We start from the raw sequence: 25,013 nt of genomic DNA on the forward strand, positions 1-25,013 counted from the left end.
CGCGCGCTCCCGATCGCTGCCGGCGCCGACCCCCGGCAAATACGGATGGTGAATGGGTTGTCACTCTGACACGCGCCAGGGCAAAAAGACCACAGGGACGGCGCGCCGAACCACCCGCACTCGGCGTTTGCGCCCACAGAGGCTCGTGAATATACTACCGTCCCGCTTTTGTCGGCGGGTGATCGACACCGGCGGCACACCGGGCATAGCGGACCGGCCGCCCCATCAAAAAACGACCCCGCAGCATCCAGAGGCGACCGTGACGGACGAAAACGCACCCGGCCTGTACCGGCCCAGCTTCGAACGAGACAACTGCGGTTTCGGGCTGATTGCCCATATGGATGGTAACCCCAGCCATTGGCTCATCGAAACCGCCGTAGCCGCCCTCGGGCGACTCACCCACCGCGGCGCGGTAGCCGCCGACGGCAAGACCGGCGACGGCTGCGGCCTGCTACTGACCAAACCCGACGCCTTCCTGCGGGCGGTGGCGCACGAGGCCGGGCTGGACCTCGACGAGCAGTTCGCCGTGGGCAGCCTGTTCCTCCATCCCGAGGAGGGCTTCGCCGAAGCGGCGCGCGAGGCGCTGCGCCAAGCGCTGCGCAGCCAAGGGCTGGAGCCGGCCGGATTCCGCGAGGTGCCGGTAGACACCTCGGCGCTGGGGGCCCAGGCCCTCCAGACCTGTCCCCGGATCGAGCAAGCCTTCGTCAATGCCGATCCGGGGATGGAGGCCCAGGACCTGGAGCGGCGGCTGTTCATCGCCCGACGACTCACCGAGAAGGCGATCAGCAGCGAAGACGAGGTCTTCTACGTCGCCAGCCTCTCGGGCCGGGTCCTCTCTTACAAGGGGCTGGTGATGCCGGATTACCTGCCCGCGTTCTACCAGGACCTCCAGGACCCGCGCCTCGCCTCTTCCCTCTGCGTCTTCCACCAGCGTTTCTCCACCAACACCCTGCCCCAGTGGCGCCTGGCCCAACCCTTCCGGTATCTGGCCCACAACGGCGAGATCAATACCATCCAGGGCAACCGTAATTGGGCCAACGCCCGGGCCTTTACGCTCAACACGCCGCTCATCCCCGACATGGAAGCGGTCCACCCGCTGGTCAACAGCGAGGGGTCCGACTCCTCGAGCCTCGACAACATGCTCGATGTGCTCCTCCAGGGTGGGATGGACATCTTCCGCGCCATGCGCCTGCTGATGCCGCCGGCTTGGCAGAACGTCGACTCCATGGACGCGGACCTGCGGGCGTTCTACGAGTACCACTCGATGCACTGCGAGCCCTGGGACGGGCCGGCCGGCATCGTCCTCACCGACGGCCGCCACGCCGCCTGCTCCCTGGATCGCAACGGGCTGCGTCCGGCGCGCTGGGTGATGACCCGCGACCGCCACATCACCCTGGCCTCGGAGATCGGCGTCTGGGACTACGACCCCGCCGAGGTAGTGGCCAAGGGACGGCTCAAACCCGGCGAGATGCTCGCCGCCGACACCGAGACCGGGCAGCTGCTCACCCCCGAGCAGATCGACGAGCGGCTGATGCGGCGCAAGCCCTACAAGGCCTGGCTCAGTGAGCACCTGCGCCGCCTCGAGCCCCTGGCCGGGTTCGACGGCAAGAGCCCGCAGCTCGACCAGAACGCCCTCGATGTCCATCAGAAGCTCTTTGGCATCTCGTTCGAGGAGCGCGACCAGGTGATGAAGCCCATGGCCGAGGGCGGCCAGGAGGCCGTCGGCTCCATGGGCGACGACACCCCGCTGCCGGTACTCTCGCGCAGGGTCCGCGCGCTGTACGACACCTTCCGCCAGCAGTTCGCCCAGGTCACCAACCCGGCCATCGACCCGCTGCGCGAGCGGATCGTGATGTCGCTCGAGACCTGCCTGGGGCGCGAGAAAAACCTGTTCGACGAATCCGAGGACCACGCCAAGCGCATCACGGTGGACTCGCCGGTGCTCTCCGGGGCCAAGTTCGCCGCCATCAAGGCGCTGGATGATCCGGAGTACGCCCATACGGTCATCGACCTGACCTACGACCCCAGTCAGCTGAACCTGCGCAGTGCCATCGAGGCGGTCGCCGCCGAGGCCGAGGCGGCCGTCCGGGCCGGCTCCACGCTGGTGGTGCTCTCCGACCGCCGGGTTGAGCGCGGCCGGCTGACCATCCACGCTCTGCTCGCCACCGGCGCCGTGCACCACCGCCTGGTGGCCCGGGGCCTGCGCTGCAACGCCAACCTCATCGTCGAGACCGGCACCGCCCGCGATCCCCACCATATCGGCTGCCTGATCGGGTACGGCGCCACCTGCGTCTACCCCTACCTGGCCTACGAAGTGGTGGCCGAGATGGCCCGCTCGGGGCGGATGGAGGGCGACGTCGAGGCGCTCTGCCTCAACTATCGCAAGGGGCTGAACAAGGGGCTGTACAAGATCCTCTCCAAGATGGGGATCTCCACCATCGCCAGCTACCGCGGCGCGCAGCTGTTCGAGTCCGTGGGCCTGGCCGACGAGGTGGTGGACCTGTGCTTCACCGGCACCACCAACCGCATCCAGGGCATGAACTTCTCCGACCTGGAGGCCGACGCCCGCGAGCTGGCCCGCCGCGCCCACCGAGCCACGGAGCTCCTCGATCAGGGCGGCGTCTTCAAGTACGTCCACGGCGGCGAGTACCACTGCTACAACCCCGAGGTGGTCTCCTACCTCCAGCAGGCGGTGGAGGACGGCGACTACGCCACCTACAAGCGCTTCGCCGACGCGGTCAACCAGCGCCCCACCGCCACCCTGCGCGACCTGCTCGGGCTGAAGGTGCCGGATCAGGGCATCGCGGTGGACGAAGTGCAGCCCATCGACGACATCCTCACCCGGTTCGACTCCGCCGGGATGAGCCTCGGCGCGCTCTCACCGGAGGCCCACGAGGCGCTGGCCATGGCCATGAATCGCCTCGGTGGCCGGTCGAACTCCGGCGAGGGCGGCGAGGACCCGGCCCGCTACGGCACCGACCGGGTCTCGAAGATCAAGCAGATCGCCTCGGGGCGCTTCGGCGTGACCCCGCACTACCTGGTCAACGCCGAGGTCCTGCAGATCAAGGTGGCCCAGGGCGCCAAGCCCGGCGAGGGGGGGCAGCTGCCCGGGCACAAGGTCAACGAGATGATCGCCCGGCTGCGCTACTCCAAGCCCGGCGTGGCCCTCATCTCGCCGCCGCCTCACCACGACATCTACTCCATCGAGGACCTGGCGCAGCTGATCTTCGACCTCAAGCAGGTCAACCCGGAGGCCCAGGTCTCGGTCAAGCTGGTGGCCGAGGCCGGTGTCGGCACCGTGGCCGCCGGCGTGGCCAAGGCCTACGCCGACCTGATCACCATCGCCGGCTACGACGGCGGTACCGGCGCCAGCCCGCTGACCTCGGTGAAGTACGCCGGTGGCCCGTGGGAGTTGGGCCTGACCGAGACCCACCAGACCCTGCGCGCCAATGACCTGCGCGACAAAGTACGCCTCCAGGCCGACGGCGGCATGAAGACCGGTCTCGACGTGGTCAAAGGGGCCATCCTCGGCGCCGAGAGCTTCGGCTTCGGCACCGCGCCCATGGTGGCACTCGGCTGCAAGTACCTGCGCATCTGCCATCTGAACAACTGCGCCACGGGCGTGGCCACCCAGGACAACGTCCTGCGGCTCAAGCACTTCGTCGGCACCGCCGAGAAGGTGGCCAACTACTTCCGCTTCGTCGCCGAAGAAACCCGCGAGTGGCTCGCGCTTCTGGGTGTCCGCCGGCTGGAGGATCTCATCGGCCGAACCGATCTGCTGGAGGTCCTGCCCGGCGAGACCGAGCGCCAGGGGCGCCTGGACCTCTCGCCGATCCTCTCCGACGGCGGGGTGCCGGAGGACAAGCCCAAGCGCTGCCTGGAGCCGTCCAACGTGCCCTTCGACAAGGGCGAGCTCGCCGAGCAGATGGTCGCCGACTGCCTGCCGACCATCGAGGCCGGCTCCGGCGGCGAGTTCCACTACACGCTGCGCAACAACAACCGCTCCATCGGGGCGCGGCTCAGCGGCGAGATCGCCCGCCGCCACGGCAATCAGGGCATGGCGGACCACCCCATCACCCTGCGCCTGACCGGGACCGCCGGGCAGAGCTTCGGCGTGTGGAACGCCGGCGGCTTGCACATGGTGCTCGAGGGGGACGCCAACGACTACGTCGGCAAGGGCATGGCCGGCGGCAAGCTGGTCCTCTACCCGCCCCAGGGCAGCCGGTTCGAGGCCCGCAAGACCACCATCATGGGCAACACCTGCCTCTACGGTGCCACCGGTGGCCGGCTCTACGCCGCCGGCACCGTCGGCGAGCGCTTCGGGGTCCGCAACTCGGGGGCCACCGCGGTGGTGGAGGGGGTCGGCGATCACGGCTGCGAGTACATGACCGGCGGCGTGGTCTGCGTGCTCGGACCCACCGGCGTCAACTTCGGCGCCGGCATGACCGGCGGTCTCGCCTTCGTCCTCGACGAGGCCGGCACTTTCGCCGATCGCTACAACCACGAGCTCATCGACATCCACCGACTGCAGTCGGAGAACATGGAGGCTCACCGCAACTACCTGCGCGAGCTGATCCGCGAGTTCGTGGCCGAGACCGGCAGCGTGTGGGGACGGGCGGTCCTCGACGACTTCCGCGGCTACCTGCCCCGCTTCTGGCTGGTCAAGCCGAAGGCCGCCGATCTTCACACCATCCTCGATACGCTCCGCCAGGCGGCCTGACGGCCGCCGGCGGGGCCCGAGCACGGACGGAACAGTCAGCCATGTCCAGCAGTGTCTTCCAATTCCTCGAGATCCCGCGCCGCGACCCGGACAAGGTCCCGGTCGACGAGCGCATCCGTCGCTTCGCCGAGATCTACGGCCGCTACGACGAGCAGACCGCCGCCGCCCAGGCAGGGCGTTGCCTCGACTGCGGCAATCCCTACTGCGAGTGGAAGTGCCCCGTCCACAACTACATCCCGCACTGGCTGCAGCTGGTGGCCGAGGGCAACCTGTTCGCGGCTGCCGAGCTCTCTCACAAGACCAACACCCTGCCCGACGTGTGTGGCCGGGTCTGCCCGCAGGACCGCCTTTGCGAGGGGGCCTGCACCCTCAACGACGGGTTCGGCGCGGTAACCATCGGCTCGGTGGAGAAGTACATCAGCGATGAGGCCCTGCGCCTGGGCTGGCGGCCCGATGTCAGCGACGTGGTCGACACCGGCAGGCGGGTGGCCGTCATCGGCGCCGGCCCCGCCGGACTGGGCGCCGCCGACATCCTTGCCCGCAACGGGGTTCGGCCGGTGGTCTTCGACCGCTACCCGGAGATCGGTGGTCTGCTCACCTTCGGCATCCCGCCGTTCAAGCTCGACAAGGACATCGTCCGCCGCCGCCGAGAGATCCTCGAAGGCATCGGCGTCGAGTTCCGCCTGAACACCGAGGTCGGCCAGGATGTCGGCTTCGATGATCTCCTTGCCGAGTACGACGCGGTCTTCCTCGGCACCGGCACCTACACCTACATGCGGGGTGGCTTCCCCGGCGAGGACCTGCCCGGGGTCTACGAGGCATTGCCCTACCTGGTCTCCAACATCAACCGCGAGGAGGGCTGGCAGGCCTCGGAGGACGACTTCATCAACCTGCACGGCAAGCGGGTGGTGGTCCTCGGCGGCGGCGACACCGCCATGGACTGCAACCGCACGGCCATTCGCCAGGGCGCAGCCAGCGTCACCTGTGCCTACCGGCGGGACGAGCAGAACATGCCCGGCTCCCGGCGCGAGGTCGAGAACGCCAAAGAGGAGGGGGTCGAGTTCCTGTGGAACCGCCAGCCGATCGAAGTCATTGGAGAAAACCACATCGAAGGGGTTAAGGTAGTCCGGACCGAGCTCGGTGCCCCGGACGAACACGGGCGACGCCGCCCGGAGCCGGTGCCCGGCTCCGAAGAGGTGCTGCCGGCCGATAGCCTGATCATCGCCTTCGGCTTTCGGCCCAGCCCGCCGCAGTGGCTGGAGCAGCACGGCGTCGAGCTCGACGATCGGGGCCAGGTGCGTGTCACCCGGCAGGGTGGACCCTTCGGGCAGACCACGAACCCGAAGATCTTCGCCGCCGGCGACATGGTGCGCGGCTCCGATCTGGTCGTGACGGCTGTCTGGGAAGGCCGTGAGGCAGCCAAGGGCATCCTTGATCACCTACAGGTATAGGAGTGACGCGGTGAGCAGCTCTGAGCTCAAGAACGATCGAATCCTGCGCGCTTTCCAGCGCCAGCCCGTGGACCGGACCCCGGTCTGGATGATGCGCCAGGCCGGCCGCTATCTGGCCGAATATCGAGAGGTGCGGGCCCAGGCCGGCAGCTTCATGGGCCTGTGCCGCAGCCCCGAGCTGGCGGCCCGGGTGACCATGCAGCCGCTGGAGCGCTACGAGCTCGACGCCGCCATTCTCTTCTCGGACATCCTCACCATCCCCGAGGCCATGGGGCTCGGCCTGAACTTCGTCACCGGCGAGGGGCCGGTCTTCGAGCACCGGGTCAAGACCGCCGCCGACATCGACCGGCTGCCCCAGCCCTCGGCCCAGAAAGAGCTGCGCTACGTCATGGATGCGGTGGCAGCCTGCCGCAAGGAGCTGAACGGACAGGTGCCGCTGATCGGCTTCACCGGCAGCCCGTGGACCCTGGCCACTTACATGATCGAAGGCGGCTCGAGCAAGACCTTCGCCGCCAGCAAGAGTCTGCTCTTCAACGAGCCGGAGGCCGCGCACCGGCTGATGGCCAAGCTCGCCGACACCGTGGCCGACTACCTCAACGGCCAGGTAGAGGCTGGCGCGCAGGCGCTGATGATCTTTGACACCTGGGGCGGGGCCCTGGATCCGGTGCGTTACCGGGAGTTCTCGCTGGCCTATATGCAGCGCATCCTCGAGCAACTCCCCCGCGAGCGCGAGGGGCGTCGTATCCCGGTCACCCTGTTCACCAAGGGCGGCGGCCAGTGGCTGGAGGATATCGCCGACACCGGCTGTGACGGCGTCGGCCTCGACTGGACGACCTCGCTGGCCGACGCCCGGCGCCGGATCGGCGGCCGGGTGGCCCTGCAGGGGAACCTCGATCCGTGCATGCTCCACGCCAACCCCGAGGTCATCCGCCGCGAGGTGGCCCGCTGCCTGGAAGAGTTCGGCCACGGTCCGGGCCACGTGTTCAACCTTGGCCACGGCATCCAGCCGGAGACGCCGCCGGAGAATGTCGATGCCATGATCCGGGCCCTCCACGAACTCTCGCCGGCCTACCATGACGCAACGGCCACCTCGGCCACGTCGTAGGCGGCGGAGACAGCGCACCCTCTCGGCGGGCGTCATTCCGGTGCGCTTCGCCGAGAGGGGGCGGCTCTATCTGCTCCTGCGCGCCTTCCAGTACTGGGACTTTCCCAAGGGCAAGGTGGAAACCGGCGAGGAACCCCTCGAGGCGGCCCGCCGCGAGGTCCAGGAGGAGGCCGGGATCACCGAGCTGAGCTTCCGCTGGGGGTATCACTACTTCGAGACCGGTCCCTACGCCCAGGGCAAGGTGGCCCGTTACTACCTCGCCGAGACCACCACCCGACGCGTCGTCCTGGGGATCAATCCGGAGCTTGGCCGCCCCGAACACCACGAGTACCGCTGGGTCACGCCGGCCGAGGCGTACCGGCTCGCCTCACCGCGCGTTCGCGAGGTCCTCGACTGGGCGGAGGCGCGGATCACCAGGCCGGTGCACGACGACGCCTGAGCCCAGCATCAGCTGCGCCCGTATCGCCACCCCACGGCCCCCTCCCAGGCATCCCGGGCAAAGTATCCGAGCAGCGCCAGCAGGATCACCGCGCCGCCGAGCATCGACGGGACCGGCGGCACCTCGGCGAAGACCAGCCACACCCAGACCGGGCCCAGCGCCGCTTCAAGCAGCAGGACCAGACTCACCTCCGGCGAGGGGAGATACCGGGTGGACTGGGCGATGAGCAGCAGCGCCAGCGGCATCTGCACCAGGCCCATCACCCCGAGCACCGCGTAGCTATCCCAGCCCAGCGCCAGCGGCGCCGCCCAGGGCGCCGCGCACACGGCGGCCACCACACCGCCGGTGGCCACCACCGGCAGGCGGTTGATCTCCGGCCGGGCGCGCAACAGGGTGAGATTGGCACCCATATTGGCGGCGGCCAGCAGGGCCGCCAGGTCGCCCAGCCGCCCGCCGGGCTCCGCGGGGCCACTGAAGATCACCGCCATGCCGACGATCACCGCGGCGATGGTCCACCAGGTCCGCGTCTGGATCGGTTCACGCAGGAAGAGCCAGGTGAACACCGCCGAGAAGAGCGGCGCGGTGGCGAAGAGCACCAGCACGTTGGCGGCGTGGGTGTTGAGCACGGCGAAGACGAAGAGGATCGAGTTCAACCCGAAGAGCAGCCCGGAAGCCGCCGCGGCCCGGCCGCCGCGGCGCCAGATGCGCAGGGTGTAGCGACCCTGGGTGGCGAAGAGCAGAGCGCTGACCGCCAGCGCCATCAACAGCCCCCGCCAGAAGACCACGTCCCAGCCCTCGGCCCCGGCCATGCGCACCAACACCGCATCGAAGCTCAGCGCCGTCACCCCGGCGGCGGCGATCATCAGGCCCTTGGCCCGGTCCTGGGCAGCGTACGGCGTGGCACTCCTCGGCATGGGTGTACGTCTCCTTACTGGACGGCCCGGCGCGGGCGCAGGTAGGGCCGGAAGGCCGGCAACGCCGGCGAGGGTAACGCCTCCCGCCGGCGGTTTCAGTAGGTCGCGAAGCGGATACCGGCGTAGATGGTCCGCTCCGGGGCCGGCTCGAAGTAGCCACCGTCTTCCAGACTGTTATCCGATTCGTTGGCCGCGTTGATGCGCACGTTGGCGTCGTAGGTGGCGTCGAAGAGGTTGTTCACCCCGAAGAAGGGCTCGGCCTCGTAGGCGTCGGTGACGAAGGTCCGGCTGGCGTGGAGGCCGACCTCCGTATAGCCGGAGCTGCGCTGGGTGTTGCGGTCGTCGGCCCAGATGCCCTCGCTGGCGCGCACATCGGCGGCCCAGCGCCAGCCGCTGGGGGCCTGCCAGGCCGTCTCCAGGTAGCCGTGGGCCCGCGGCACACCGGGGATGCGGTTGCCACGAACCTGATCGGGGTCCTCGGCGCCGGATACGCCCTCCAACTCGGACGTCTCGAAATCCCGGAAGGTAAATTGCCCGTAGGCCAGGGCGGCCGTCACCTCCAGGCGCTCCGTGGGGAAGGCCTCCACCCCCAACTCCACGCCACGCCGGCGAGTCTCGCCGGCGTTCGCATACCGGGTCGGGCCGTCTGCATCCTCCTGCGGAACCAGCTCATCCTCCGTCCGCACCTGGAAGAGGGTCAGCTCGTAGCGCAGCCGCCGATCCAGGGCCCGCCCCTTGACGCCGACCTCCACGGAGCGCGCCTGCTGCGGCTCGATGGTGTCGTCGATGCCCCCGGCGTCCCGGTCCCACAGCTCCCAGAGCGTCGGCGTCTCGAAGGCGGAGCTGGCCTTGGCGTAGAGGCTGTGGTCCTCGGCCACGGCGTAGCGCACCCCGGCGAGGTAGCTGGGCTCGGTGTAGGTCTGACTGTCGGTATCCAACCCCGCCTCGCGATCATCGATGCTCAGCCGAGTCCAGTCCAGACGCCCGCCACCGACCAGCCGCCAGCGCGGCGCCACCTCCCAGTCCGCCTGCAGGTAGCCGGCCACCACCTGGGCCCGCTCCCGCTGATCGTTGGTCCGCTCACCCTCACGACCGTTGTTGTTCACGTACCGTTGCCGGTCGTCGTACTGCCACTCGGCGTCCGTGCCCACCGACACCTGCACCGGGCGCCCGGCGGCCTCGGTACGCCGCACGTGACGGCCGCCGACGCCGCCGTAGTAGCGCTCAAAGGTGACAATGCCGCCTGGGTCACCATTACCACCCGGGAACGGGTTCCGCCGGTAGAAGTCCCGGCGCTGCAGGAAGGCCCGCCCCTCCCAAAACTCGGTGGCCGACGGCTCGGCGGTGAGGATCACGGCACCGGTCTGCTGCTCCACCTCTTCGCCGGCGTCACGGTCCACGGCGTTGTCCGTCGCTTGCCGACGATCGTCCCGCACCTGTTCGCGGCTCAGCCCGCCGGGGTCTTGAGCCTCCGGCGCATCGAGGAGGTTGGCGATAAAGCGCAGCCGCTCGCCGCCGGCCAGATCGCGGTCGAGCTTGATATTCAGTCGGCGCTGCGCCGCGCCCGAATGGTCGCGGTAGCCGTCCATCTCCTGGTTGGAGGCGGTCACCGCCGTGCGCCAGGCCTCCTCGGCACGACCGCCCCAGACCCGCTGGGCCCGCTCGCCGTGGCTGCCGAAGAGCACCTCGCCGCCGAGGAACTCGCCGCTCTCCGGGGGTTCCAGGGTGGTGAAGCGGAAGACACCGCCGGCGGCGTTGCCGTAGAGGGCGGAGGCCGGCCCGCGGATGACCTCCAGCTGCTCCACAAAGGCCGGGTCCAGGGCGTCGAGCTGGCTCTGGCCGTCGGCCACGGTGTACGGCACGTCGTCGACCAAGGCCCGTATGCCGCGCACCCCAAAGGGTGAGCGGGCCCCGAACCCGCGCACCGACAGGCGCAGGTCCTGGGCGGCGTTGTAGCGGTTCTGCGTATGCACGCCGGGGACCCGATCGAGGCCCTGATCCAGGGAGAGGCGCCGGCCGCTGGCGTAGGCCTCGCGGCCGACGACGGAGACGGCCGCCGGGTAGTCGTCGGGGTCCACGTCGAGCCGCGGCACGGTGGCGACCACCGGCGGCAGCGCCGCCTCCGCGCCGAGCGCCGGACCGGTGGGACCGAGGGCCAGCGATAACCCCACCCACAGTCCCCCGAGAAAGGCGCCAGGCCCGCGTGCTACATTCGACCCTGATCTGCGCCGCGCACCAGGACCACCGATGATTCGCCGGCTCACCCCAATCACGCCTGCCCCGCTGCCCATGCTCACCACCCCGATGCTGCTCTTCGCCCTGGCCACCCCCGCCTACGGCGCGGAGACCGCACCGGCGGAGTTCGAGCCGCCGCCCCTCAGCACCCGTACGCTGCCGGAAGGGGAGCGTGAGGTCATCAGCGACGGACAGGATCGCACGGCGCTGGCGGTCAGCGTCTACCTGCGGGGGGCTGCAGTGTTCCGCGAGACCCGGGAGATCGGGCTCCCCGACGGGCCGGCGCGGCTCGTCCTGGCGGACGTGCCGGAACATCTCGATGCCGGTACGGTGAGCCTCGATTCCGAACACCGTCCGCAGGTCACCGCCGCCTCGTTCACCCCCGGCGACCTCGACCAGGACGCCCTCCTCCGCCACCACCTCGGCAGCGAGATCCGCTACCGTGCCCACCCCCAGGGGGACTGGGAACGCGCCCGGTTGCTCGCCTTTGATGCGGACGAGGCCATCGTCGCCACCGAGGCGGCGGTCCACCCGCTGCCCCGGGACGGCGACACGCGTTTTGCCTTCCCGGAGAGGCCGGGCCACCTCTACGGCTCCCCCACCCTGGAGCTGACCGTGGACAGCGAGAGCGGCGGTACCCACCCCGCCACTCTGGCCTACCGTAGCGACGGACTCACCTGGCGTGCCGAATACCAGCTCCACGCCGCCGAAGACGAGCCGGCACGCCTGGACGGCTACGCCCGCGTGGACAACGGCACCGGCCTCGACCTGCGCCAGGCCAAACTGACCTTCATCGGCGCCAGCCTCGACGACGACGCCATGCGCACCCTGGCCCAGGCCGAGTCGGTTACGGCCGACCGAGTGGGCGGCCTGCCCCGCTTCCAGACCGCCGAGCGCTACGACCTGCTGGCCGGCCGCAGCCACCGCATCCACCTGTTCCGTGAAACGCCCGAGGCCTTCAACCGCCACCACCGGCTGCGCGGCGACGCCGGCGCCGAGCCGGACCGCCCGCAGCAGTCGGCGGCCCGGCGCGTGGCCGGCTGGCAGGCGGGCACCGACCTGCCCCCCGGTCGGGTCACCCTGCTCACCGGGCCACCCGGGGCGACCGAGCCGGTCGGCGAAGGGCGGATTCAAGGGACCGCCGCCGGGGACGAGGTCGAGGTGGATCTGGGACCCGCCTTCACCGTGACCGGCGAGCGCACCCTGCAGGAGCGCCGTAGGCTCGAAGAGGCCGAGGGCTTCGAGGCCGCCTGGCGAATCCGCGTGCGCAACCGCGGCGAGACCGCCACCCGGGTCGAGCTCGAAGAGCGTCTGCCCGGGGACTGGGAGCTGCTTGAGACCAGCCACGAGCCGACACGCACCGAGGGCCGCTGGGCGCTCTGGGATCTGGCGCTGGAGGCCGACGACGAGGCGACCCTGGAATACCGGGTGCGCGTGGAGCGAGAGGAATGACCGAAGACCCTGTTGCCCTGGATGGCCTTCGCTATGCGGACCTGCAACACCGCGCCGGCCTGCTGGAGCTCGACCGTCGCTTCCTGGAGCGCCTGGAGGCCGCAGCCCCGGAGCTGGCGGCGAAGCTCCGGACCCGGCGCGACCCCGCCGCCGGCCCGACGCTGAGCAACCGTCACCTGGGGGAGTGGCTGATCGCCACGGCACCCTATCTGGAGGCGTTCCTCGCCGAGGCCTTCGACATCCAGGAGCCGCTGCAGGACGTCCGCGACGCCCTCACCCGGGACGCCGAGGTCATGGCCTTCCGTCGGGATTGGATCCAGAAGCGCGCTCGCCGACGCCAGATCCCCGACTACACCTCGTTTACCGAGCTCGACACCTGGCTGGATGAGGCCCTGGAGGCCCGGGGGCTCAACCGCCGAGACCGGGAGCTGGCCGTCGCCCGACTGGCCGGGCAGTACGCCGCCGAGACCGACACCGAGGTCGAGCGGGAGCGCCTGCTGGACTGGTGTGCCGCTGCCCTGCACACCGCGCCGGGGCAGGCGGCCGTTGCCGGGTGGGCGGCCTTTCGGCTTCCGCAGCGCGTGGACCACGCCCATCTGGTCGAACTGGAGTCCGAGGCGACGGGGCCACGGGGCCAGCCCGTCCGCTTCCACGCTCCCCGTGCCCGCTGGCGCAACCGGGATGGCTTCGAGCTCACCGATGCCCGCGCCCCGCAACGCCAGGTCAGCGCCGAAGCCCACTACTGCATCTACTGCCACGACCACGAGGGCGACTTCTGCTCCCGCGGCTTCCCGGAGAAGAAGGGCGATCCGGAACTCGGCTACAAGGCGGACCCGCTGGGGGTTCAGCTCACCGGATGCCCGCTGGAGGAGCGGATCTCGGAGATGAACCGCCTCTACCGGGACGGCCACCCGCTCGCCGCACTCGCCGTGGCGATGGTGGACAACCCCATGGTCCCGGCCACCGGCCACCGGATCTGCAACGACTGCATGAAGGCCTGCATCTATCAGAAGCAGGACCCGGTGGACATCCCGCAGATCGAGACTCGCACCCTTACCGACGTGCTCGGGCTGCCCTATGGCGTCGAGCTCTACCATCTGCTGGCGCGCTGGAACCCCTTGCGCGCCGATCAGTACCTGCCCGCCGAGGAGAACGGCCGCCGGGTGCTCATCGCCGGCCAGGGGCCCGCCGGCTTCACCATGGCCCATCACCTGACCATGGCCGGCTGCACTGTGGTGGCCGTCGATGGGCTAAAGATCGAACCGCTGCCCCGGGAGTGGCTCGACGGACCCATCCGCGACTGGTCGCGGGTCTGGGAACCGCTGGAGACCCGGACCCTCTACGGTTTCGGTGGGGTCGCCGAGTACGGGATCACCAACCGCTGGGACAAGAACTTCCTCAAGCTCATCTACCTCACCCTGGCCCGGCGGGAGCGCTACGCGGTCCACGGCGGCGTTCGCCTGGGCGGCACCCTCACCCTGGAGGATGCCTGGGCGCTGGGCTTCGACCACGTCTGCATGGCCACCGGGGCCGGCTACCCGCGGGTGCTGGACGTCGGCAACAGCCTGGCCCGGGGCATGCGCCAGGCCAACGACTTCCTCATGGCCCTGCAGTTAACCGGCGCGGGGAAAAGCGAGAGCATCGCCAACCTGCAGGTGCGCATGCCGGCGGTGGTCATTGGCGGCGGACTGACCGCCGTCGATACCGCCACCGAGGTCCAGGCCCACTACATTGCCCAGGTCGAAAAGGTCCTCGATCACTACGAGGCACTGGACGCTGAAGGCACCGGGTTCGGGACCGAGCTCGGGGCCGAGGACCAGGCCATCCTCGATGAGTTCCTGGCCCACGGCCGCGCCGTCCGCGCCGAACGCGAGCGGGCCCGGGCCGCCGGCGAGGCGCCGCAGTTCGCGCCACTGCTTCAGGCCTGGGGCGGGGTGACCATCGCCTACCGCAAGGGCCTCACCGCCTCGCCGGCCTACGTGCGCAACCACGAGGAGCTGAGCCGGGCCCTGGAGGAGGGCATCCTCTACGCCGAAGGACTGGAACCCCTGCACGTCCGACTCGACGAACACGAGCACGTGCAGTCGGTGGTCTTTCGGCGCATGCGCCACGACGGCGGCCGCTGGTACGCCACCGGGCGGGAGACCGAGCTGACTGCCCGCTCGATCTTCGTCGCCGCGGGCACCGTGCCCAACACCATCTACGCCCATGAGTACCCAGGCAGCCTGCAACTGCAGGGCATCCACTACCGACCCTACGGCTATCGGCGCAAGGGGCTGCAGCCCATCGCCGCCGGCGAACACTGCAAGGCTCCGGAGGTCGGCCCGTTCACCTCCTATCAGTCGGCCGGGCGTACCGTCTCGTTCATCGGCGACACACACCCCACCTTCGCCGGCAGCGTGGTACAAGCCATCGCCTCCGCGCGGCGCAGCTACCCCCAAGTCCTGGCTGCCCTAGGCGGGCTGCCCATGCAGCCCGGGCGCAAGGCGCGCGCCTTCCTGGACAACCTGGCGGCGCGGCTGACCCCGCGGGTGGTCTCGGTGGAGCAGCCGAGCCCGGCCGTGGCCGAGATCTGGGTGCGCGCCCCACTGGCCGCGGCGCGTTTCCGCCCCGGACAGTTCTTCCGCCTGCAGACCCTGGAGACCCACAGCCCGGTCATCGAGGGCACCCGGCTTCAGGTCCCGCTAATGACCGTCTCCGGCACCGGGATCGACGGCGACTGCATCCGCCTGATGCTGTTGCAGTGGGGGGCGGCCCCGCGTATTGCCGCCCACCTGCAACCCGGCGACCCGCTGGTGCTGATGGGGCCCACCGGCGCCCCCACGGAGATCCCCGAAGACCGCACGGTGATGGTGGTCGCCGGCCGCTGGGGGGCTGCGGTCATGCACGACATCGGCTCCGCGCTGCGTGAGGCCGGCAACCGTGTGCTCTACATCGCCGCCTTCGGCAGCGCCACCGAGATCGACCACCCCGACGAGCTTGAGGCCGGCGCCGATCAGATCGTCTGGGCCACCGCCCGCGAACCGGCGTTCGAGCCGCGTCGCCCGCAGGACACCGCAGTCATCAGCGCCGACATGGTGGACCTGGTGCGCCGCTACGGCGACGGCGAGATCGCCCCCGACGGCCCGAGCCTGCCCCTGGCGGCCGTCGACCGGATCCTGGTGGTGGGCGGCACCGGCCTGCTGTCCGGCTTCCAGCGGGCGCTGGCCGATGGCCTTTCCGGCTACTTTCCGGACCACCTGGAGGCGGTCGGCACCGTAGGCAGTCCCATGCAGTGCATGCTCAAGGGCGTCTGCGCCCAGTGCCTGCAGTGGCAGCTCGATCCGGAGACCGGCGAACGGACCCGGGCCGTCTTCTCGTGCGCTGAGCAGGATCAGCCACTGGGCTGGATCGACCTCGGTAACCTGGCTGCACGGCAGCAGCAGAACCGCCTGCTCGACCGGCTCACCGCCGCCTGGGTGGAGCGCCTGCTGCGGCGACAGGCAGCGGATTGATATGCAATACTCCGGATATCAGGCTCGCAACCCGATCCCAAGGAGGAGACGCAATGGACGTAAGCAGGAACATGGGCACCGTGGATCGCGCCATCCGTGCCATCGTGGGCATCTGCCTGATCGCCCTAGCCTTCATCGGTCCGCAGACCGCCTGGGGGTGGATCGGCCTGATCCCGCTGGCGACCGCCGTTGTCGGGGTCTGCCCGGCCTACATCCCGCTGGGTCTGAAGACCTGCGCCAAGTAGCGCGAGCCGCTCAGGAACGAACACCGAGCCGGCGGACCGCCTCGCGCACGGCGGTTTCGCCGGATACGGCATCCAGTGTGCGCCGCGACGCCGCCTCAGCGTCGATCAGGGCCGCCAACAGCGCGGCCACGTCGTCCCGCGGGATCTCGCCGTAGGGCAGCCCCTCACCGAGGCTCACCTTGCCTCGCGCCCGCTCGTTGAGCAGCCGCCCCGGCCGCAGGATGGTCCAGTCCATGGCCGTATTGCGCAGGCGTTCATCGGCTTCGCGCTTGGCATCCAGATACGGCCGCAGCCGCTCCGGGGCCTCTTCCGGACACTCGGTGCGCATCGATGAGACCATCAGGAAGCGATCCACTCCGGCCGCCTCGGCCAAGTCGATGATCCGCAGCGCCCCGCGGCGGTCCACCGCCTCGGTCTTATCGGTACCGGTATGGGGCCCCGAGCCGGCCGTGAAGACCACGGCGTTGGTGCCGCGGACCGCCTGGCTGCAGTCGCGCTCCAGATCCGCCACCACCGTCTCGGTGGCCCCAGCAGCCGCCAGGGCCGGCTGCTGGTCCGGGTCGCGGACCATGGCCCGCACCTCGTGACGGCTCGGCGCGAGCCGCTCCACCAGCCGCCGTCCCACCTGCCCGTGGGCCCCGATGATCAGCACCCGCATGCTCTGCCCTCCGCTCCGATGGCCTGTTCCAACCTAGCCTACGCCGTCGGCGTTGAAACGGACACCGCGCAGGCGGTTGAGCGCAGCCATGACCTCGATCGTCCGCGGGCGGGCCAGATCGCCGTCGGGACGGGGCAGCAGTTGTGCCCAGTGGCGCGTCAGCAGTTCGGCTACCCACGCCGGCGGATCCTCGACCCGGCCGCTGTCGGCGAGCCGCTCGAGCAGCAGGCCGATGGCCCGCACCTGGGCCGCATCGGCGATCTGCTCCACGGCGCGCAGGTCGATGGCCTCGCGGCCCACCAGGAGGGTATCCCGGCCCCGGCCCTGAACCTTGCGCTTACCGGGCTTGGTTTCGGTGCGCACCGTCCGCCCGTCCACGGCCCGCATGGCCGGCCAGGACAGCGGCGAACGGATTTCGGCGTGGCGCCCGGTGGCGTACTCGGTCGCCACGCGGCGCGCCTCGGCGGTGACGTCCGCCGGGCGGTAGTCCTGCATCTGGATCACCGTATCGGCGCTATCCAGATAGTCGCCGGAGCCCCCCATCACCAGCAGGGTCGAGACCCCGTACCGGTCACGCAGCTCGGCGATGCGATCCACCAGCGGGGTGATCGGCTCGGCGTCTCGGGCTACCAGGGCCTGCATGCGCCGATCGCGGATCATGAAGTTGGTGGCCGAGGTGTCCTCGTCGACCAGCAGGGTCCGCGAGCCCGCCTCCAGCGCCTCCTGCAGGGCCGCCGCCTGGCTGGTGGAGCCGGAGGCCAGATCGGTAGAAAAAGCGGTCGTGGACTTGCCGAAGGGGAGCTCGCCGATATAGGGGGAGAGATCCACGGCGTGCACGGCCCGACCATCCTCGGCGCGGATCTTGGCCGCGTCCTCAAGGCTGACCACACCGTCACGCCCGTCCCCCGGCCTGTGGTCGTAGACACCGAGTTCCAGGGCGTTGAGCAGGGTCGACTTGCCGTGGAAGCCACCCCCGACAATCAGGGTGATCCCGCGCGGGATCCCCATGCCGGAGATCGAGCCGGCGTTCGGCGCCTCCAGCGTCACCCGCAACGAATCGGGGCTGTCGAAGGGGATGGCGTCCGCCAAGGGCCGGTCGTCCACGCCGGAGCGCCGCGGCAGCACGGCCCCATCGGCGACAAAGGCGACCAGACCACGCTCGGCAAGCTGTCCGCGCAGGGCGTGCTGGTCCTCCACCGCCGCGCAGTGGCGCTCCAGCGCGGCGGCATCCAGCCGCTGCGCCTCGGTAGCCCCGGCGACGATCCGCGGCAGCTTCCGGCAGAGGATCTCGGCGGCCTGGCGCCCGAGGATGGTCCGCCCCCGGGCCGGCAAGGCAACGGTGAAGCGCAGCTCGACCCCGGCATCGGTGAACAGCACGGCGCTGCGATCGAGCACCGTCTGCGCGCCGGCATCGATGCGCACCGCCTGCTCACCGTCTGCTTCGTTCGCGAAGGCCCGCGCGATATAGTCGCGCGCCGCGCGGCGCCGGGGCTCTCCGGCCAGGGCCGGCTCCGGTAAGGCGACCTGTTGCCACGGTACGACGGCCCGCATCCGCGAGGGAGCGGCGAAGGGGTCAGCCTGGACCTTGTCGACGCACAGGGTGAAACCAGGGAACGCGTGGCGGCCCTGGATGTCCTTGTACGCCTTGTAGCCTCGACCGTCGAGGCGCTGGAGGAGCGTCTGCAGCTGTTCCATGGCGGCACACGGTAGCCGAGGCCGACCGCCCCGGCCAAGGGCCTGGGCCCGGCTCAGCCGCGCACGTCGCCGCGATCCTCGCCGATGGCCAGGGCGCCGAGCCGCTGCAGCGCCCACTCTGTCGCCGGCACGTCGGCCTGGGCGCAGTTGAGCCGCAGGCAGCGTCCGTACCGGCCGGTGGGCGAGAAGACGGGACCGGGGGCGATGCTGATTCCCTCGGCCAGGGCGCGGCGCTGCAGCTCCAGGCTATCGCAGCCGGCCGGGAGCTCCACCCACACCACGAAACCGCCCCGCGGCCGCGTCACCCGGGTGCCCTCCGGGAAGTGGCGGCGTACCAGGCCGGCCACCCAGCGCACATGCCGCTCGTAGTTGCGCCGGGCCCGGCGCAGGAAGCGGTCGTAGCCGCCCTGCTCCAGGTAGTCGGCCACCGCCAACGAACTCAGGGTACAAGTGGCCTGACTGGTCGCGTACTTGAGATAGACCAGGCGGTCCCGGTAACGGCCCGGCGCGACCCAGCCGACCCGCAGCCCGGCACCGAGGACCTTGGAAAAGGAACTGCAGTAGAGCACCTCGCCGTGGGCGTCGAAGGCCTTCGCTGCCCACGGCCGGGTACCGTCGAAGGCCAGCTCACCGTAGACATCGTCCTCGATTAAGGGCACGCCGTGGGCGCTGAGCACCCCCACCAGCTCCTGCTTGCGCGACTCCGGGGTGGCGTGCCCCAACGGATTGCCGAAGGTGGGCATCAGCACACAGGCGCGGATCGACCAACGCGACAGGGCCCGTTCCAGCGCCTCGGGGATCATCCCGGAATGCGGGTCCGTGGCCACCTCCAGGGCCTGCATGCCCTGGGACTCGATGGCCTGAAGGATGCCGTAGAAGGTCGGCGACTCGATGGCCACCACGTCGCCGGGCTCGGCCACGGCGCGCAGGCTCAGGGTGATCGCTTCCTGGCACCCGGCGGTGAGCACGATGTCGTCCGGAGACAGGCTGCAGCCGGCGTAGGCCATGCGGCGGGCGATCTGGGTGCGCAGCTCGGCACACCCCGGCGGGAAGTCGTAGGCATTGACCCGCTCGCGCTGGCGGCGACGCACCCGGGCGAAGCTGCGGTCCATGGCCGCGGCCGGGAGGAACGCCGCCGGCGCTGCGGCCGCCCCCAGCGAGACCACATCCGGCTCGTGGTGGGCGCGCACCAGGTCGAGGACGCGCTCCTGGCCGAGCACCAGACTCGGCGCATCCACCTCGTCCACTTGCTCGCTGGGGGCTGCGCTCGCTGTCGCCCGTTCGCGGACGAAGAACCCCGAGCGGGGTCGGGCCTCGAGGACCTCGCGCTGCTCAAGGAGTTCGCAGGCGGCGACGATGGTGGCCATGCTCACCCCGAAGTGCCGGCGCAGACGCCGCAGTCCGGGCAGACGATCCCCGGGCGCGTAGACGCCCTGCTCGATCTGATGAGCCAGCGTCTCGGCCACCCGTTCGTAGAGTGGTGTAGTCATGGGGACCCAGTCTACCGCAACTGTACCGGTTCATAATGTCGGAAACTGCTTCTGTATCGGGCCGTCGATTACAGTGATGATAGTCGTCGATCCCGAGAAGCAACGCAGGAATGGAATAATGTCGCAGGCCCTTAACGCCGAAGCAGGCTGGCAGTACGAGCAGTATACCCCCGGTTTTGCCGACTACTGGGACGACCTGGTGGGTTGGGAGACCCGCCTGGCCCGCGAAGGCGCTTTCTACAACCGCTTGGTGGGCGCCCACGGCGCCAAGAAGGTCATCGACCTGGCGACCGGAACCGGTGTCAACGCTGTCTCTCTGGCCAAGGCCGGCTTCGACGTGACCGCCGTCGACGGCTCCGAGAACATGCTGATCAAGGCCCGCGAGAACGCCGAGAAGTACGGCGTCAAGTTCGCCGACAGCCGGGCGGTCGATTGGCTGGAGCTCGACCAGGTCATGGGCACGGAGCAGTACGACGCTGCGGTGTGCCTAGGCAACTCCTTCACCCACCTGTTCGACCACGAGGATCGCCGCACCGCACTGCTGGCGATGTACCGCGTGCTGCGTCCGGGCGGGATGCTGATCATCGATCAGCGCAACTACGACGACATGCTCGACAACGGCTACAGCTCCAAGCACACCTACTGCTACACGGGTGAGGGCGTGGATGTCGGCCCGGCCGAGTTACACCGCACCATGGCGCGCTTCCAGTACGTCTTTGCCGACGGAGCCACCTTCCAGCTGAAGATGTACCCGCTGCGCCAGGACTACCTGACGCACCTGCTCGAGGACGCCGGCTTCATCAACGTCGAGCGCTACGGCGATCTGCAGAAGCCGTACTACCGCAACGACGTGGACTTCATCCAGCAGGTGGCCTACCGCCCGCTGGAGTCCTGAGGCCACCCGGCGCCCCAGGCGCACGGGCAGGACGACGCGGCCCCTCGACCAGGGGCCGCGTTTTTTTTGCCCACCCTCCGCCACCAGTGCATAACCGCACCGCGGCTGCCTTGAAGCCCGCACTCCGGGCGCATAGCTTCCAATCATGGCGGTCCCCCCCCGGGGACGGGAGAGGAGGTGGATCATGAATCGGCGACAGAAGCGAGCAGAAGAGGCGCGGCGCACGATCCTGGAGTCGGGGGATCGGGAGCTGATCAATCGGCTGCACCTGATGGAGGCCAGTCAGGCCCGCTCGGGGCGGGGCGGGCGTGGGCCCGGGCTGCTGGGCACTGCGGCCGCCGTCGGCGGCGGTGCCTACCTGGGCACCCTACTCGCCGGGATGACCCTCAACGCCGAGATGCAGCGGGCCTTCGCGGCCGTCGCTGAGGATATGGGCGTCAGCCCGGGCGATCTCGGCCTCAGCCCCGCCGCCATGGAGGGCGACGTCGGCGCTGACGACGGCGGGCTATTCGACGATTTCGGCGGCTTCTTCGATCTCTGACCCCCCCCCCGGCGGGCGTCGTGCCCGCCGGGGGGGGGGGGGGGCGGCGACCGGCGGGTCAGGCCCGCCACAGATCCATAAAGGCGTGGACCGGCATCTGTTCCAGACCCGCCTGGTCGGACAGTGCCGCCTCGATGGCGCCAGCCTGCCGCGGGGCGAACCGCGCCGCCAGGGCGTTGCGGAACTTCTCCTCCAGCACCGGGATCCCCTCGTCACGGCGACGCCGGTGGCCGATGGGGTACTCCACGGCGATGCGCTCGGTCTTGGAGCCATCCTTGAAGAAGACCTGCACGGCGTTCCCGATGGAGCGCTTCTCCGGGTCCATGTAGTCCCGGGAGAAGGCCTCGTTCTCGGAGACCTCCATGCGCTCGCGCAGGGCGTCGATACGCGGGTCGGCCGCCACCGCATCCTCGTAGTCGGCGGCGGTCAGGCGGCCGAAGATCAGCGGCACCGCCACCATGTACTGGAGACAGTGGTCGCGGTCGGCAGGATTGTTCAGCGGGCCGGTCTTGTCGATGATCCGCACCCCCGCCTCCTGGGTCTCGATGACCACCCGGTCGACCTCGTCGAGTCGAGGCGCCACCTCGGCGTGCAGCTGCAGGGCCGCCTCCACCGCGGTCTGAGCGTGGAACTCGGCGGGGAAGGAGATCTTGAACAGCACGTGCTCCATGACGTAACTGGCGTACGCCTGGGAGCGGCGGATCGGTTCCCCGCGGAAGAGCACGTCCTGGAAGCCCCACCCCTGGGCGGTGAGTGCCGACGGGTAGCCCATCTCGCCGGTGAGGCTCATCAGCGCCAGCCGGACCCCGCGGGCCGAGGCGTCCCCGGCGGCCCAGCTCTTGCGCGAGCCGGTGTTCGGGGCGTGGCGATAGGTCCGCAGGGCGCCGCCGTCGATCCAGGCGTTGGAGACGGCGTTGATGATGTCCTCGCGGCTGCCGCCGAGCAGCTGCGTGGCCACCGCGGTGGTCGCCAGTCGCACCAGGAGGACGTGGTCGAGGCCGACACGGTTGAAGCTGTTCTCCAGCGCCAGCACGCCCTGGATCTCGTGGGCCTTGATGGCCGCAGTCAGCACCTCGCGCATGGTCAGCGGTGTCTGACCCAGCGCCAGGCGCCGACGGCTCTCGTAATCGGCCGCCGCCAGGATGCCACCGAGGTTATCCGAAGGGTGGCCCCACTCCGCCGCCAGCCAGGTATCGTTGAAGTCCAGCCAGCGGATCAGCGCGCCGATATTGAACGCCCCCTGCACGGGATCGAGCCGATGGGCGGTGCCCGGCACCACCACCCCGTCGCGCATCTCGGCCCCCGGGACGATGGGGCCGAGCAGTTTGGTACAGGCCGGGTAGTCGAGCGCCATCATGGCGCAGGCGAGGCTGTCCATCAGGCAGTGGCGGGCGGTCTGGTAGGCCTCGGCGGAGTCGATGGCGGTCCCGCTGACGTAGTCGGCGATGGCCACCAGCTCGGCATCGGGGTCGGGGCGCTGGGCGCTGCGGATGTCTCCGGACATGGGCAAGCTTCCTTAAGAACCAGTTACAAGTTGATCGCTTCGCGGTCGCAGTGGGCCGGCCGTCGCGGGCAACGGCGACCGCGGGTCACGAACCGGCGGCATTAACGGCGATCGATCGGCGGCACCGTCCGCAGGGTGTGGCCGGTGTAGTCGGCGCTCGGGCGGATGATGCGGTTCTTCGCCCGCTGCTCCATGACGTGGGCGGCCCACCCGCTGTGCCGGGACATCACGAAGATCGGCGTAAACAGCTTGGTGGGGATCCCCATGAAGCGGTAGGCGGAGGCGTGGTAGAAGTCGGCATTGGCGAACAGGCCCTTCTCGTCCCACATCATCTGCTCCACGGCCTCGGAGACCGGGAACAGGGTGTCGTCCCCCACCTCCTCGGCGAGTTCCCGGGACCACTCCTTGATCACGGCGTTGCGCGGGTCGACCTCGGTATAGACGGCATGGCCGAAGCCCATCACCTTCTCCTTGCGCTCGAGCATCCCGGAGAGCTCGCGCCGCGCTTCCTCGGGGCTCGACCACTGCTCGAGCATCTCCATCGCCGCCTCGTTGGCGCCGCCGTGGAGCGGGCCGCGCAGGGTCCCGATGGCGCCGGTGATCGCCGAGTGCATGTCGGACAACGTGGAGGCGCAGACCCGCGCGGCGAACGTGGAGGCGTTGAACTCGTGCTCCGCGTAGAGGATCAGCGAGACGTGCATCACGTCCTTGTGCAGCTCGTTGGGGCGCTCGCCGCGGAGCAGGTAGAGGAAGTGGCCGCCGATCGAATCCTCATCGCTGTCGGTGTCGATCCGCACGCCGTCGTGGCTGTAGCGGTACCAGTAGGTGATGATCGACGGGAAGACCGCCAGCAGACGATCGGCGACGTCGGCCTGCTGCGCGAAGTCGGTCTCGGTCTCCAGGGTACCGAGCATGGAGCAGCCGGTCCGCATCACGTCCATGGGGTGGGCGTCCCGGGGGATCTGTTCGAGCACCGCCTTGACCGCCGGGGGCAGCTCGCGCATGCCCGACAGGCGGCGCTTGTAGGCATCGAGCCCGGCGCGGTCCGGCAACTCGCCGTAAAGCAGCAGGTAGGCCACCTCCTCGAACTCGCACTGCGCCGCCAGGTCGCGGACATCGTAGCCGCGATAGGTCAGGCCGGTCCCCTCCTGCCCCACCGTACACAGCGCCGTCTCCCCGGCGGATTGGCCGCGCAGCCCGGCACCCGTCTTCTTACCCGTCATCGCTGTCCTCCTCCTGTTCGTCCGTCGCGCCCGAAGAGCTCATCGAGCTTGCGCTCGTAGTCGTGATAACCGAGTACCTCGTAGAGTTCCTCGCGCGTTTGCATGCGATCGAGCACCCGCTCCTGGGTACCGTCAGCACGGATGGCACCGTAGACCGCTTCAGCGGCCCGGCTCATGGCACGGAAGGCCGACAGCGGATACAGGACCAGGCCCGCACCCGCCTCGCGCAACTCCTCCACCGTAAAGTACGGGGTCTTGCCGAACTCGGTGATGTTGGCCAGCACCGGCACCGGCACGCGGTCGGTGAAGGCGCGGATATCGTCCAGACTGTGCATGGCCTCGGCGAAGACCATATCGGCGCCGGCCTCCACATAGGCCTCAGCGCGCTCCACGGCCGCCTCGAGCCCCTCGGAGGCCCGGGCATCGGTCCGCGCCATGACCACCAGCTCGGGGTCCGTACGGGCATCCACCGCCGCCTTCACCCGGTCGACCATCTCGGCGGTGGAGACCAGTTCCTTGCCCGGGCGGTGCCCACAGCGCTTGGCCTGGACCTGATCCTCGATGTGCACCGCGGCCGCCCCGGCTCGCGTCAGCTCCCGGACGGTGCGGGCCACACTGAAGGCCCCGCCGAAGCCGGTGTCGATATCCACCAGCACCGGGGTACGGGTCGCGTCGGTGATGCGCCGCACATCCTCGACGACGTCCGCCAGCTGAGTGATCCCCAGATCCGGCAGACCGTAGGAGGCATTGGCCACCCCCGCCCCCGAGACATACAGCGCCCGGAACCCGGCCCGCTCGGCAAGCAGTGCCGAGTAGGCATTGATGGCCCCCACCACTTGCAGCGGGCGTTCGTCCGCGACCGCGTCGCGGAACCGCCGCCCGGCGGATGACTGCTCTGTCATGTTTCTGTTCGCTCCGTGTGGTGATCGGATTCAGCGGATCGCTCGGATCA

The 25,013-nt window shown here is 69.8% G+C and carries 17 protein-coding genes; 9 read left to right on the forward strand and 8 right to left on the reverse strand.

What is annotated here, in order from left to right:
- The first annotated feature begins 259 nt into the window (after positions 1–259).
- The 4 genes from gltB to HHAL_RS05405 are packed head-to-tail and all read left to right on the forward strand — an operon-like array spanning position 260 to position 7,715.
- Positions 260–4,720 carry a glutamate synthase large subunit gene (gene gltB, locus HHAL_RS05390; protein WP_011813855.1) on the forward strand — a complete coding sequence of 1,487 codons (4,461 nt, stop codon included), beginning with the start codon at positions 260–262 and terminating at the stop codon, positions 4,718–4,720.
- 41 nt (positions 4,721–4,761) lie between these two features.
- Complete coding sequence (locus tag HHAL_RS05395; protein ID WP_011813856.1) at positions 4,762–6,171, forward strand: FAD-dependent oxidoreductase; 1,410 nt, start codon at positions 4,762–4,764, stop codon at positions 6,169–6,171.
- A gap of 10 nt (positions 6,172–6,181) precedes the next feature.
- Positions 6,182–7,276 (forward strand): uroporphyrinogen decarboxylase, encoded by a 1,095-nt coding sequence (hemE, locus tag HHAL_RS05400; RefSeq protein WP_011813857.1) that lies wholly within the window; start codon positions 6,182–6,184, stop codon positions 7,274–7,276.
- Complete coding sequence (locus HHAL_RS05405) at positions 7,245–7,715, forward strand: NUDIX domain-containing protein (RefSeq protein WP_011813858.1); 471 nt, start codon at positions 7,245–7,247, stop codon at positions 7,713–7,715. Before hemE ends, HHAL_RS05405 begins: the two co-directional genes overlap by 32 nt.
- A gap of 8 nt (positions 7,716–7,723) precedes the next feature.
- On the opposite strand, the gene HHAL_RS05410 is transcribed toward HHAL_RS05405, so the two are convergent.
- Together HHAL_RS05410 and HHAL_RS05415 are read right to left on the reverse strand one after the other, a co-directional pair.
- The gene (locus HHAL_RS05410) at positions 7,724–8,629 is read right to left on the reverse strand and encodes a DMT family transporter (RefSeq protein ID WP_011813859.1); all 906 of its coding nucleotides are present in this window, start codon (positions 8,627–8,629) and stop codon (positions 7,724–7,726) included.
- A 95-nt stretch (positions 8,630–8,724) separates the two neighbouring features.
- A complete protein-coding gene (locus tag HHAL_RS05415) occupies positions 8,725–10,800 on the reverse strand; it encodes a TonB-dependent receptor family protein (protein ID WP_011813860.1) in 2,076 nt (691 codons plus the stop codon).
- Between the two features lie 76 nt (positions 10,801–10,876).
- On the opposite strand from HHAL_RS05415, the gene HHAL_RS05420 reads away from it, so the two are divergent.
- From HHAL_RS05420 to HHAL_RS05430, 3 genes are read left to right on the forward strand one after another with little or no spacing between them, the layout of a single operon-like run.
- The gene (locus HHAL_RS05420) at positions 10,877–12,316 is read left to right on the forward strand and encodes a DUF4139 domain-containing protein (RefSeq protein WP_041595066.1); all 1,440 of its coding nucleotides are present in this window, start codon (positions 10,877–10,879) and stop codon (positions 12,314–12,316) included.
- Positions 12,313–15,810 (forward strand): FAD-dependent oxidoreductase, encoded by a 3,498-nt coding sequence (locus tag HHAL_RS05425; RefSeq protein ID WP_011813862.1) that lies wholly within the window; start codon positions 12,313–12,315, stop codon positions 15,808–15,810. Before HHAL_RS05420 ends, HHAL_RS05425 begins: the two co-directional genes overlap by 4 nt.
- A 53-nt stretch (positions 15,811–15,863) precedes the next feature.
- Positions 15,864–16,055, forward strand: a complete 192-nt coding sequence (locus HHAL_RS05430; RefSeq protein ID WP_011813863.1) for a YgaP family membrane protein — start codon at positions 15,864–15,866, stop codon at positions 16,053–16,055.
- Between the two features lie 10 nt (positions 16,056–16,065).
- Here HHAL_RS05430 and HHAL_RS05435 read toward each other — a convergent pair whose 3' ends face one another.
- From HHAL_RS05435 to HHAL_RS05445, 3 genes are read right to left on the reverse strand one after another with little or no spacing between them, the layout of a single operon-like run.
- Positions 16,066–16,713, reverse strand: a complete 648-nt coding sequence (locus HHAL_RS05435) for an SDR family oxidoreductase (protein WP_011813864.1) — start codon at positions 16,711–16,713, stop codon at positions 16,066–16,068.
- Between the two features lie 33 nt (positions 16,714–16,746).
- Positions 16,747–18,408, reverse strand: a complete 1,662-nt coding sequence (locus HHAL_RS05440; RefSeq protein ID WP_011813865.1) for an ABC-ATPase domain-containing protein — start codon at positions 18,406–18,408, stop codon at positions 16,747–16,749.
- Positions 18,409–18,461: 53 nt separating this feature from the next.
- Positions 18,462–19,898 (reverse strand): aminotransferase-like domain-containing protein, encoded by a 1,437-nt coding sequence (locus tag HHAL_RS05445; protein ID WP_011813866.1) that lies wholly within the window; start codon positions 19,896–19,898, stop codon positions 18,462–18,464.
- A 118-nt stretch (positions 19,899–20,016) separates the two neighbouring features.
- On the opposite strand from HHAL_RS05445, the gene HHAL_RS05450 reads away from it, so the two are divergent.
- The gene (locus HHAL_RS05450; RefSeq protein ID WP_011813867.1) at positions 20,017–20,793 is read left to right on the forward strand and encodes a class I SAM-dependent methyltransferase; all 777 of its coding nucleotides are present in this window, start codon (positions 20,017–20,019) and stop codon (positions 20,791–20,793) included.
- A 184-nt stretch (positions 20,794–20,977) separates the two neighbouring features.
- Complete coding sequence (locus HHAL_RS05455; RefSeq protein ID WP_011813868.1) at positions 20,978–21,334, forward strand: hypothetical protein; 357 nt, start codon at positions 20,978–20,980, stop codon at positions 21,332–21,334.
- A gap of 58 nt (positions 21,335–21,392) precedes the next feature.
- Here the strand turns inward: HHAL_RS05455 and HHAL_RS05460 are convergent, their stop codons facing one another.
- The 3 genes from HHAL_RS05460 to prpB all read right to left on the reverse strand — a co-directional run bounded on the left by HHAL_RS05460 (position 21,393) and on the right by prpB (position 24,963).
- Positions 21,393–22,838: a bifunctional 2-methylcitrate dehydratase/aconitate hydratase gene (locus tag HHAL_RS05460; protein WP_011813869.1), complete on the reverse strand. Its 1,446-nt coding sequence runs from the start codon at positions 22,836–22,838 to the stop codon at positions 21,393–21,395.
- Positions 22,839–22,939: 101 nt separating this feature from the next.
- Positions 22,940–24,061: a bifunctional 2-methylcitrate synthase/citrate synthase gene (gene prpC / locus HHAL_RS05465; RefSeq protein WP_011813870.1), complete on the reverse strand. Its 1,122-nt coding sequence runs from the start codon at positions 24,059–24,061 to the stop codon at positions 22,940–22,942.
- On the reverse strand, positions 24,058–24,963 hold the full coding sequence (gene prpB, locus HHAL_RS05470; protein ID WP_011813871.1) for a methylisocitrate lyase: 906 nt from the start codon (positions 24,961–24,963) through the stop codon (positions 24,058–24,060). Before prpB ends, prpC begins: the two co-directional genes overlap by 4 nt.
- Between the last annotated feature and the right edge of the window lie 50 nt (positions 24,964–25,013).

Source organism: Halorhodospira halophila SL1, from assembly GCF_000015585.1.
Classification (GTDB): domain Bacteria; phylum Pseudomonadota; class Gammaproteobacteria; order Nitrococcales; family Halorhodospiraceae; genus Halorhodospira; species Halorhodospira halophila.